We start from the raw sequence: 11,852 nt of genomic DNA, 5'->3' as shown, positions 1-11,852 counted from the left end.
CCATATATTCTCTTTACCATATAAACAATTATTGATGCATTGTTGTCATGAGCATGAATAATCTTGATATTATGTTGTTTTATTACACTACGTATAAATTTCATATTTGAAATAATATTCTTATAATCAAATGATGTTGAATATGTTGTTATTTCATTTTCTTCAAAAACCTCTTTTAATGGATTTCCTCCACAAATAACTATCGGCTCATACTCTTTTAAATTTTTACATAAACTTAAAGTCATTTTCTCTGCCCCACTTAATGTACTCATAGGTAAAATATGAAGACACTTATCCATATTAACTCCTCCATTTAAGTTTTTGTAACTATATTCTAGTCATCTCCATAGTAATAGTTATAATAATCCTTCTTATTCTTTTGAACTCCATTTAATACAGTACCAATAATATTAGCTCGTACTTTTTCAAGTTCTCCTAATACATTAGTAAGATCTTTTGCTTTCGTTAATCCAGACTTAACTACAACTATTGTTCCATCACATTTTCCTGATAATACTACTGCATCTGCAACATGCTTTACAGGTGGAGTATCTATAATTATATAATCTACATCTACCTTTTCAGATAGAGTCTCAATTAACTCTTCCATTGACTTAGATGCTATTATTTCTGCTGGATTAGGTGCTTTATTTCCTGCTGGAAGAATAAGAACATTATCATCAATCTTTTTTAAGATATCTGTTAACTTACATTTACCAATTAAATAATCTGTTAATCCTAACCCATTAGATACTTTAAATTTTTTATGTAATGATGGTTTTCTTAAATCTGCATCTATTAATATTACCTTTTTACCGCTTTCCCCTAGTATAATAGCTAAATTACCAGCTACCGTTGACTTTCCTTCTCCTGGTTCTGTACTTGTTACCACTATACTTTTCAAACTTTTATCTATAGAAGAGTATTCTAAGTTTGTTCTTAAAAGTCTATATACCTCTGCAGATAAAGATTTTGGATTTTTCTTTACTATAAACATAAATATCCCCCTTATTTTTCCTATTTTCTATTTATCTAACCTTTTATGATTGTTCAACTGGTAACTCACATAAAACTGGTGATGTAATTATCTTCTCTAAATCTTCTCTTCTTGTAATGGTATCATCTAAATAATCAAGTATAAGTGCAAACCCAATTGCTAAAAATAATCCTACAAAGAATCCAACAATAACTATTTTTGCCTTTGCTGGAACTCTTTCAGTAACTTTTACACTATCAATTACTTTTGTATATGTATCTGGTATTATAGCTTTAACACCTGATTCGAACTCCTGAGATAAAGTAGATACTATCTTTTCAACATTCTCTCTATTACTACCTGTATATTTAATTGTTAAAACAGGAGCATTATCAACAGTAGTAAAACTTAATCCATTTAATACTTGTGCTGGTGATAAATTTAATTGTGCTCTAGTTATAACAGTTTGCATAAAATCTTCTGTTTTTATTATTTCTGTATAAAATCCAATTAAATCCTTATAATTTGAAACTTCACTTAATCTATACTCTCCACTTTCTGTATCATTACTTCCCGCAAATATCTTAACCTTTGCTTCATATGTTGGTTTTAACATAAATGTTGCTATTGCTGTTGCTAATAAAGTACACAATAATGTAAAAATCATTATCATCTTCGATTTTTTCTTTACTGAGTATATAACTTCCTTAATATTTACACTTCTTTCTTCCATTTTCTCCTCCTGAATTAATTTTTAATATTTTCTTCAAAATTATATAAATTTTCTATTTTTTTGTAATATAACATGCAGGATTATTATATCATAACAGTTATATTAGGGTAAAATATTTAATTTATTATTTATTAGGTATAAAAAGCCATATTTTATCGATTTTTTTCATATATTTTACTTTTTTTTGGAATTTCAAGCGTTTACACTCTTTTTTTTTCCTTTTTTTTATTATATCTTAATAATGAATTTCTATATTAATTAAATATATGTTTTCAATTCAAATTTTATATTGTTGATATTTGTCAAAAAAAAAATGATAAATTAAGTATAATATAATTATTATTCTTAATTTATCATCATTTTTTTAATTTATGCTTATAGTATCTTTATTATTGTCTTTAAATAAAATACTAATAATTTTATTAATATAACTTATCACATAAGAAATAGCTATACAAATCACTACTAGCCATAAAAATATTAATATACTGTACTTAGGCGCATAAACTATTTCTCTGAAATATGCAGAATATATAAACATATGAACTAACCACATGTTAGTTGAGTGATTACTTAGAAACCTCAAAATTTCATTTAACCATTTTGGCTTGTCTATTAAATTAAAGATACATATAAATGCTATTCCTGTAAATACAGCTATAAATAGAGTTTCTACGAATCCATGAGCTACTATTAATGCTAATATTAATGATAACCCAATTAAATTCTTAAACTTTATTTTCAAAGTAAAATTATATAACTTTGAATATATTTTTTTATCTGCAAATATAACTCCAATTACAAATGGAAATTGAGATGTTCCAAGAAATCCCATTTGAACAAAAAACCAATTTAATATTTCATTATCAAAGCTTACTAATCCTTTAATTCTTTGTAGATATCCCATAAAATATAATATAAATGAAATAAATACTATTAGTATATTATTTTTCTTAATAACCATCTTATTAATCCATGGTGATATTAAAACTAATATTATATATGTAGTTATAAACCACCAAGCTCCATTATAAGATGTAGAAATTGCTGTAAAAGTGAGAATAAAAGTTTTTAAACTTCCAGGAAATACATCTGCTTTTCCTAATATAGGACCTAATATCAAAACAAATATAACTAGTATAATCCAAAAATTAATATATAATTTTAATATTCTTAAAATATTCTTCTTAAAATAACTCTTTTCATCTTTTTTATATCCCAATATAAGTCCATACCCACTACAAAAACAATATATAGCAACACAACAATCTCCAAACAACGCTAAATAATACATTAAAGGAGTATTTCCTATAAATATCAATGGAGTATATAATCCTTCATAATTCTTTGTACAAAACAGATGTAGTAACATCATAAATAATATTGCCACACCCTTTGTTATCTTAATTTGATCTCGTGTAAATTCCATATTTCCTCCTATCTTAATCTTAAATCTTTTAGATTATATTTATTTTTAATTTTTTAATTTTTTAATTTTACATTTTATAACTATACTGTTAAAATATCAATGAGGTGAAAAAAATGAGTGAAAAAAAGAAAAAAAGAAAAAAAAGAAAGAAAAAATCTTTAGCTTTTAAAGTTATAATGTCACTATTTGTAATTTTATTAGTATTAATGACTGTAGGATTCAGTAGTATCTATAATATGCTTGGTAAAATTGATAATGTAAAAATTGATTCTGAAAACCTAAGTATAAATTATGAAGAAATCAGTACATATGACAATACTGAAAATATAAAAAATATAGCTTTATTTGGTGTAGATTCTAATGATGATTCTACTGGTAGATCAGACGCTATATTAATATTAACTATTGATAATAATCATAATAAATTAAAGCTTACATCTATAATGAGAGATTCATATGTTAACATCCCTAATCATGGAATGGACAAACTTAATCATGCATATGCTTTCGGTGGCCCAGAATTAGCAATTCAAACCCTTAATAGTAATTTTGGTTTAAACATTGAAGATTTTGTTTCTGTTAATTTTTCTTCACTTCCACAAATAATAAATCTACTTGGTGGTGTTCAAATTAATATAACAGAAGAAGAAGTTAATCACATACCAACTATTAATGCTCCTGGTCTATATAATTTAACAGGTGAAGAAGCACTTGCTTATTCAAGAATAAGATATGCAAGTGGTGGAGATTATGTAAGAACTGATAGACAAAGAACAGTTTTAAATTGTCTATTCAGTAAGTTATCTCAACTACCTATAAGCTCATACCCGCAAATATTATCAGAAGTCTTACCTTATTTAAAAACAAATATGAGTTCAACCGAGATATTATCGCTTTCATCTAAAATTACTAGTGTTATTTCTAATGGATTAATTCAATCTAGATTTCCAAAAGATGATTCTTCTGAAGGTAGTATGATTGATGGTATTTATTATTTGACTTTTAATATTGAAGATACTAAAAAACAAATAATGGATTACATTTATAATGATAAATAAATATAACCCTATAAAAAATATCCTTAAGTTAGTAAATTTCTTAACTACTTGAGGATATTTTTATGCCTAACATTATAAACTGTTATAAATTGATTTCAATTCTTTGTTAATATTATTAATATCATAAGGAGCTATTTCTTTTGTAATTGCCATTTTTTCAACATTATCATCGGCCTTTATTTTCGATATTTTATGCAAATAATTTCTAATTATCACCTTTGAAGTAGCTATATGATCATTAACAGATACTAGATCTCCAACTATATTATTACTAACTAAATCTCTACATCCCCTTATATTAGTTGCTAAAACTTTTTTACCATTTGCCATTAACTCCATTATATTTCTTGGCAATCCTTCTCTATAAGAAAGTAATACTCCCATATCACTAATATTAATTAAATCATTGACGTCTGTTCTAAATCCTAAAAATTTAACTCTTCCTTTTAATCCTCTTTTCTCAACTTCATCTTTTAACTCCTCAATTCTATTTCCCTCACCTATACATATTGCCTTAATATTAGGATAATCATCCTTTAAAAGTTCCATTGCTTTAATAAGTTGAATTTGGTTTTTGTTCTCATTCAATTCTGCAATCATTATTACTATATAATCTTCTTGTGATAAACCAAGTTCTTCTCTTTTTCTCAATTTCTCCACTTCACTTAGTGATTTATAGGTAGTTAAGTCAATTCCAACACCCTTTACAAAATAACTTTTCTTAGGTTTTAATCTCTTTTTAGTTATTTTATAATCTTCACTATTTATATTTATAATTACATCAGTAAGCTTGGCCATTAATTTTTCTATAGGATAATAAATAAACCATCCTAACTTTGATCCACCTTTAAAAAAATGATATCCATGAGCAGTATAAATAGTTTTTAAATTCTTAAATTTTAACTTAAGTAGTCTACCATATATAGATGCAACTGGTGTATGTACATGAACTATATCATAGTTTTCCTCTTTTTGAATTTTAATCAGCTCTTTAAAAGCTTTTATATTTGCCGGATTTAATGGATTTCTGCTAAAAGGAATATCAAATATCTTAACTCCTCTTCTTATTAATCTATTATCTATTTCCTTATCTATACAACTTGCTATATCTACTTTATATCCTTCCTCTAATAACATTTCTATATGTGGCACCAAGAATGCATTTACTGTTCTACTTACTGTTGTCACATATAGAACCTTTTTTCCCTTTTTACTTTTAATATTTTCACATGTACTTTTATTATGATACTTTATTACTCTTACTGGTACTCCAACTGCAGTAACATCACTTTGCAAATCATTGACTACAATAGATCCAGCTCCTAAAATTGTATTTTCACCAATACTCTTGCCCTGAATTATCTTAGTTCCGGTTCCAATTTCCACGCATTTACTAATATTGCAATTTCCCGAAATATTAACATTTGGGTAAATTGTAACAAATTCTTCTATAACAACATCATGAGTTATAGTACAATTAAAATTAACAAATACATGCTTTCCTAATTTAACATTAATAGTAATTATAGAATTAGCACATATTATACATCCTTCTCCAATTTCATTATTCTTATCTGATATCAATACAGTAGGATGTATAAGAGTCGCTGCTTTAATATTATACTTACTACATTTTTCTTCTACTATCTTTTTCTTAATCTTAGAATTGCCTATAGCACAAACATAATATATATTATCCTTATTTATTAAATAATCAAATCCCCCTAAAATCTTGTATCCATTTAATATTTTTCCATGATTATCTTCATTCTCATCTATAAATCCTAGTAAGTTCCACTGATTATTTATTTTATTTATATCATCTACAAGCCATGCGACTTCTCTTCCACAACCACCAGCACCTATAATGACTAAATCCTTCACTTTTTCACTAACACTCCTTTTAATAATCAAAAATCAATTTAGTTACTTCCATCAAAATACTCCATGGTTGCTTGTCCTTCTTGACTTATTCCTTCTCTTTTAAATACCTTATAAAAAGTTAAAAAGAAAATCTTAACATCTAAATACAAACTCCAATTTTCTACATACCATACATCTAATTCAAACTTTTCACACCAGCTTAAGCTATTTCTACCATTAACTTGAGCCCATCCAGTAAGCCCTGGAGTAACATCATGTCTTTTAATCTGTTTATCATCATATAAAGGTAGATATTTTACCAATAATGGTCTAGGCCCAATAAGACTCATTTCACCTTTTAATATATTTATAAGTTCTGGTAATTCATCAAGACTTAAACTTCTTAATGTCATACCTAACTTAGTCATTCTTTCTTCATCTGGGAGCAAATTACCATCCTTGTCTACTGAATCCTTCATAGTTCTAAATTTAATCATTTCAAATTCTTTATTATTTTTACCTATTCTTCTTTGCTTAAAAAAAATAGGACTTCCTAATTTACACTTTATAAGTATCATACATACAAGTAAAACAGGAGATAAAATAATAATTCCCCCAAGAGCCACAATAATATCGCATAATCTTTTAATAGCTAAACCTATACTTTTCATTAATATCCCCTCTAAAACCAATCTATTATAACTATTTAGTAAAGCATTTTTTTACAATATTTATTACCTTATCTATCTCTTCTTCAGTCATTTTTGTATCAGACGGAAGGCATAATCCTCTATTAAATATATCCTCTGCAACACTTATTCCATCATTGTTATCTGTAAAGAAATCAAACTTTTCATAATACGGCTGCATATGCATCGGTTTCCAAATAGGCCTTGATTCAATATTTTCCTCTTCCAATGCTAATATAATATCTAATGGTGAAACCTTACTTCCTTCTTTTATCGTCATACATGATAACCAATAATTTGGTTCACCATACTCACATATGGGCATCATCTCTATATCTTCTATATCCTTAAATCCTATAAAATATCTTTCAAAAATATGTTTCTTTTGAGCTATTCTTTCATCTAATACTCTTAGCTGTCCTCTTCCTATTCCGGCAACTATATTAGACATTCTATAGTTATATCCAAGCTCTGTATGTTGATAATGTCTTGCATTATCTCTAGATTGAGTTGCCCAAAATCTCGCCTTCTCAATCTTTTTCTCATTTTTAGAAACTAACATACCTCCACCAGAAGTAGTTATTATCTTATTACCATTAAAAGAATATATTCCATACTCCCCAATTGTTCCAGTCTGTCTTCCTTTGTAAGTTGCCCCTAAACTTTCTGCTGCATCTTCTATTATTGGGGTATTATACTTATTACATATATGAATAATTCTATCCATATCTGCTGATTGTCCATAAAGATGAACTACTATTACAGCTTTAGGTAATTTTCCTTCTTCTTCTGATTTTTTAAATGCCTTTTCTAATGCTATAGGCGACATGTTCCAACTGTCTCTTTCAGAGTCTATAAATACTAATTCGCCATCCTCATACATAACTGGATTACAACTTGCTGCAAAAGTTAAACTTGTACAAAAAATTCTATCTCCTTTTTTCATATCAATAGCTTTTAAAGCTAAATGTATAGCTGATGTACCGGATACTAAAGCCGCTGCTGATTTTGCTCCAACATACTCTGCAAGCTCTAATTCAAAATTATTAACATTTGGCCCTAACGGTGCTACCCAATTAGTATCAAAGGCTTCATTTACAAATAATTTTTCCATATGTCCCATATGAGGTGATGATAAATATATTCTCTTATTATTCATAGTCTTAATCTCCTATTCCAATAATGTAGCTGCCACTTCTTTATTCACTTCATGCGGCTCTTTATAAGTTGGTACTATTTCCTTCAATTTATTTTTAATCTCTTCTACACTTCCATAAATTGATAACTCAATAAGTTCACTAATCTTATTTGATATATAATCAAAATCAAAATCGTTTGGTTTGCCAATAAATATCTTTTTATGTTTAGTTTCTGTCAATCCTTCTTCACTCATTAAGAGTTCTTCATATAATTTTTCACCAGGTCTTAGTCCCGTTATCTCAATATTAATATCTAGATTAGGTTCAAATCCTGATAACTTAATCAGATTATAAGCTAAATCATAAATTTTAACCGGTTCTCCCATATCTAATACAAATATTTCTCCACCCCTGGCGTAAGCTCCAGCCTGTAATACAAGTTGTGCTGCTTCTGGTATAGTCATAAAATACCTAGTAATATCTTTATGAGTTAATGTTACCGGTCCACCATTTTCTATTTGCTTCTTAAATAATGGAACTACCGATCCATTGCTTCCCAAAACATTTCCAAATCTTACTGCAACAAATTCCGTTTTACTTTTACTATTCATTGACTGAATAATCATTTCACATATTCTTTTAGTTGCTCCCATAATATTTGTTGGATTAACAGCCTTATCAGTAGATATCAAAACAAACTTCTTTACATTATATTTGCAGGCATATTGGGCAATATTATAAGTACCTCCAACATTATTTTTTATTGCTTCACTTGGGCTATATTCCATTAAAGGGACATGCTTATGTGCTGCTGCATGAAAAACAATTTGTGGCTTATAAGTTTTAAATATCTGTTCTATTCTTACCTTATCCCTGACCGATCCTATTAATGTTACTATATTAATATTTTTAAACTCTCTTATTAACTCATTTTGAATATCATATGCATTATTTTCATATATATCTAATATTATTATTTCTTTTGGTAAAAATTTAGCTATTTGTCTACAAAGTTCGGAACCTATAGATCCCCCTCCACCAGTAACTAAAATAGTATTACCTCTTATATAATCATTTATCCCTTCCTTTTCAAGTTTTACTACTGTTCGTCCTAATAAATCCTCTACTTTTACATCCCTAATACTATGAATTGAAAATTTATTATCTATCAATTCAGATACACTAGGTATAATCTTTAAAGGCAAACCTGTTTCTTTACATATTTGAATAATTTCTTTTAAATTCGAATCTTCTACTCTTGCTATAGCAATTATTATTTCACTTACATTTTTCTCTAAAACTATTCTTGAAATATCATCTCTATTCCCTAAAACCTTTGTACCTCTAATAAATCTACCAATTTTTTGATTATTATCATCTATAAATCCAACAACTTTTTTATTAAGTTGTATATTACTTTTTATTTCATTTAAAACTAATACTCCTCCTGCACCAGCTCCAATAATAAGAACATTTTCCATTTTATCTCTATTGTTCTTTATACTATTAAATATAATAGCTCTTCTCACAACTCTATAATTAATTCTAATTAAAGTAGTTAAAATCATTATTATTATTGCTGATAATATAATCATCATTGCAGATACATGCATTCCAAAAAACATATTAAAGCCTAAAATAAATACCAATGAAACTATAACGGCTAGTATATTTCTTGAAACCTCATCAATTCCTGCTAATGTCCAAATACTTTTATATTGTCTAAAAAGTACAAAATTTAATAAATATAATAATACAGATATAATAATTATTTTATAATTTATAAAATACAGTTCTACTATCTCTCTTATATGTACTTCATTGCTATAAAACTTAAATAAAAACATTAAAAAATATGCAAATAAAATAATTAAAATATCTAGAATAACTAAAAATGAAATTTTAAACTTCTTGTTATTTAAAAGTAAATTTATTAACTTCATATAATTCATCCTCCTTTGACAATATTATTTGTAAATAAGTAAGTAAAACATCTTTATCCCTAATTTTTTAAAATTTTATATTTTTTATCAATGTAAATTTTTCTATAATTACGCAAAGCATTATACCATAAAACAGTTTCTTGGGTAAAATTCCTTAATATATACAAAATAAAGAAAATAATGAAATTTTTTCTTGCTTTGGTTCTTTTTATGATATTATTTCGGCATTTCATTGTTATTTTTTTTATTTTTTTAATTTTATTAATTTTTCCAAAAAAACACTTTGTATTTTTTACTGTCCATTGTCACAATTTAAGGAAATATTTTTTGCTAAAAGGCATAAAAAATCTCATTATAACGAAAAAAATAACCATTATATAGAACTTTTTAAATAAAATATAGCATTATAACTTGAATTATTTATATTAACGTCCAAGTTATAATGCTATTTTATTTATTACTATTCTCTTTATATAAGATTAAATTTTTTAATTAATCCCAACAATCTCATTCTGTATATACTTTTCAGTTGCATTATTTCTAGGTATTATTCTGGCTGGATTTCCTAATACAATTGAGTTACTTGGAACATCCATATTAACATATGCTAATGGAGCTATTAATACATTATCTCCTATTGTTATTTTCCCAACTACAACCGAATTTGGCCCAACAAAAACATTATTACCTATAGTTGGACAGCCTTGTTTTGGTCCTCTATTAGTTTGTCCTATAGTAACACACTGACCTATATTTACATTGTTACCTATCTTTGAACTAACATTTATCACGACGCTACCATGATGTCCTAAATAAAATCCTCTTCCTATTTCAGTTTCTATGGGAATTTGAAATCCATATTTTGTAGTCATTCTTCTATGAAGAATTTTATACCATAAATATTTTATCTTATTTTTATCCTTGTAATATTTGGCTAACCTTAAAGCCTTAGTAAATGCAATATTAGGATATGTAAATGAATATCTATAATACATTTTCTTATCATATGTTCCAAAATACCTATAAAAATCTTCTAAAATATATTGTTTTAATTGCTTTTTATTCATACTTCCCTCACCCATATTTAAAATATAACTTATATAACTAAAGCGGTAAAACTAATTAATTTATTGCCTATAAAAGCAATAATATAGTAATTATAACATCTTATATACTATTTAAAATGTATATCCGTACGATATATTTCAACATACTAGTTATATTTTATCTTTTTTGTAGTTATATTTATAATTTAATTAAAAATATTCTAAACTTACTTTCAACATTATATTTTATTATCTTATTTTATTATTAATTCATATCATCTTCTCTTAAAATAAGAATCTTAAAACAATAACATTGTTATATATTGTATAATAGATAAACATTTTCTACTTTTAGGAGGATTTTATATTAATATATAGAATATTAATATTATAAAATCTAAACACATAGGAGAAATTGTATAATGAATATAAAAAAGGAAAAAATCCAAAACATTTCTATAATAATCTTAATAATATCTATAATTTTATTTCTTGTAGTTGATTTTATTGGTGAAAAAATTACTAATAATTCTAAAGCTTCTATCAATAAAAATAATATATCTACATCAATAAATGAAGTACTATCAACTATTAGTGACAAATTAAATAACTCTAATAACCAAACTGATCCTACTTTAAATATTGATTCTAGTGAAAATATAGTAGAAGAAATAGGCTCAGATAATGATAGTACAACTACTGATGATAATATTAATGCAAATATAAATAATAGCACTACTAATGCATCTAGTAATAGTAATTCTAATTCAACTGATAATTCATCATCTACTAGTAAGCCTTCCACAGGAAATAACTCATCCTCTACTGGTTCTACTAAACCTACAGAAGGCTCATCCAATAACAATAATAATAACAACAACAACAATAATAATAACAATAACAACAACAACAATAATAATAACAATAACAACAACAACAATAATAACAATAATAATAATAATAATAATAATAATAA

10 protein-coding genes and 1 pseudogene are annotated in these 11,852 nt (G+C 26.1%); 2 read left to right on the top strand and 9 right to left on the bottom strand.

Translation table 11 applies throughout. The features are described 5' to 3' along the window. From Q0G30_RS12855 to Q0G30_RS12840, 4 genes and pseudogenes are all read right to left on the bottom strand, one after another. A pseudogene (locus Q0G30_RS12855) lies at positions 1-299 on the bottom strand (glycosyltransferase family 1 protein); the annotation flags it as partial. Between the two features lie 35 nt (positions 300-334). After that, positions 335-997 (bottom strand): CpsD/CapB family tyrosine-protein kinase, encoded by a 663-nt coding sequence (locus tag Q0G30_RS12850; protein ID WP_148324163.1) that lies wholly within the window; start codon positions 995-997, stop codon positions 335-337. A gap of 43 nt (positions 998-1,040) precedes the next feature. Further along, on the bottom strand, positions 1,041-1,709 hold the full coding sequence (locus Q0G30_RS12845) for a Wzz/FepE/Etk N-terminal domain-containing protein (RefSeq protein ID WP_148324160.1): 669 nt from the start codon (positions 1,707-1,709) through the stop codon (positions 1,041-1,043). A 364-nt stretch (positions 1,710-2,073) separates the two neighbouring features. Beyond that, on the bottom strand, positions 2,074-3,138 hold the full coding sequence (locus Q0G30_RS12840) for an acyltransferase (RefSeq protein WP_148324157.1): 1,065 nt from the start codon (positions 3,136-3,138) through the stop codon (positions 2,074-2,076). Between the two features lie 113 nt (positions 3,139-3,251). Between Q0G30_RS12840 and Q0G30_RS12835 the strand changes: the two genes are divergently transcribed. Further along, positions 3,252-4,196 carry an LCP family protein gene (locus Q0G30_RS12835; RefSeq protein WP_148324153.1) on the top strand — a complete coding sequence of 315 codons (945 nt, stop codon included), beginning with the start codon at positions 3,252-3,254 and terminating at the stop codon, positions 4,194-4,196. Between the two features lie 72 nt (positions 4,197-4,268). Here the strand turns inward: Q0G30_RS12835 and Q0G30_RS12830 are convergent, their stop codons facing one another. The 5 genes from Q0G30_RS12830 to Q0G30_RS12810 form a co-directional block, all read right to left on the bottom strand. Next, complete coding sequence (locus Q0G30_RS12830; RefSeq protein WP_289129290.1) at positions 4,269-6,080, bottom strand: NeuD/PglB/VioB family sugar acetyltransferase; 1,812 nt, start codon at positions 6,078-6,080, stop codon at positions 4,269-4,271. A 38-nt stretch (positions 6,081-6,118) separates the two neighbouring features. Continuing rightward, positions 6,119-6,730 carry a sugar transferase gene (locus Q0G30_RS12825; protein ID WP_148324150.1) on the bottom strand — a complete coding sequence of 204 codons (612 nt, stop codon included), beginning with the start codon at positions 6,728-6,730 and terminating at the stop codon, positions 6,119-6,121. A gap of 31 nt (positions 6,731-6,761) precedes the next feature. Further along, positions 6,762-7,907, bottom strand: a complete 1,146-nt coding sequence (locus Q0G30_RS12820) for a DegT/DnrJ/EryC1/StrS family aminotransferase (protein ID WP_148324147.1) — start codon at positions 7,905-7,907, stop codon at positions 6,762-6,764. 12 nt (positions 7,908-7,919) lie between these two features. Next, on the bottom strand, positions 7,920-9,830 hold the full coding sequence (locus tag Q0G30_RS12815; RefSeq protein WP_204571809.1) for a nucleoside-diphosphate sugar epimerase/dehydratase: 1,911 nt from the start codon (positions 9,828-9,830) through the stop codon (positions 7,920-7,922). Positions 9,831-10,318: 488 nt separating this feature from the next. Further along, the gene (locus Q0G30_RS12810; RefSeq protein ID WP_148324141.1) at positions 10,319-10,897 is read right to left on the bottom strand and encodes a serine acetyltransferase; all 579 of its coding nucleotides are present in this window, start codon (positions 10,895-10,897) and stop codon (positions 10,319-10,321) included. A 401-nt stretch (positions 10,898-11,298) separates the two neighbouring features. Here Q0G30_RS12810 and Q0G30_RS12805 point away from each other — a divergent pair. After that, positions 11,299-11,852 (top strand): hypothetical protein (locus Q0G30_RS12805; protein ID WP_294390741.1); only part of this gene is annotated, 554 nt, incomplete at its 3' end.

The organism is uncultured Clostridium sp., from assembly GCF_934754925.1.
In the GTDB taxonomy this organism is placed as follows: Bacteria; Bacillota; Clostridia; order Clostridiales; family Clostridiaceae; genus Clostridium.
Note: the sequence above shows the minus strand (reverse complement) of the source record. Positions and strands in the feature narration are given on the sequence as shown.

Excerpts from the sequence above, each read along its gene's own strand:
- Q0G30_RS12850 (WP_148324163.1), bottom strand. The coding sequence starts at position 997 with ATGTTTATAGTAAAGAAAAATCCAAAATCTTTATCTGCAGAGGTATAT.
- Q0G30_RS12845 (WP_148324160.1), bottom strand. The coding sequence starts at position 1,709 with ATGGAAGAAAGAAGTGTAAATATTAAGGAAGTTATATACTCAGTAAAG.
- Q0G30_RS12840 (WP_148324157.1), bottom strand. The coding sequence starts at position 3,138 with ATGGAATTTACACGAGATCAAATTAAGATAACAAAGGGTGTGGCAATA.
- Q0G30_RS12835 (WP_148324153.1), top strand. The coding sequence starts at position 3,252 with ATGAGTGAAAAAAAGAAAAAAAGAAAAAAAAGAAAGAAAAAATCTTTA.
- Q0G30_RS12825 (WP_148324150.1), bottom strand. The coding sequence starts at position 6,730 with ATGAAAAGTATAGGTTTAGCTATTAAAAGATTATGCGATATTATTGTG.
- Q0G30_RS12820 (WP_148324147.1), bottom strand. The coding sequence starts at position 7,907 with ATGAATAATAAGAGAATATATTTATCATCACCTCATATGGGACATATG.
- Q0G30_RS12815 (WP_204571809.1), bottom strand. The coding sequence starts at position 9,830 with ATGAAGTTAATAAATTTACTTTTAAATAACAAGAAGTTTAAAATTTCA.
- Q0G30_RS12810 (WP_148324141.1), bottom strand. The coding sequence starts at position 10,897 with ATGAATAAAAAGCAATTAAAACAATATATTTTAGAAGATTTTTATAGG.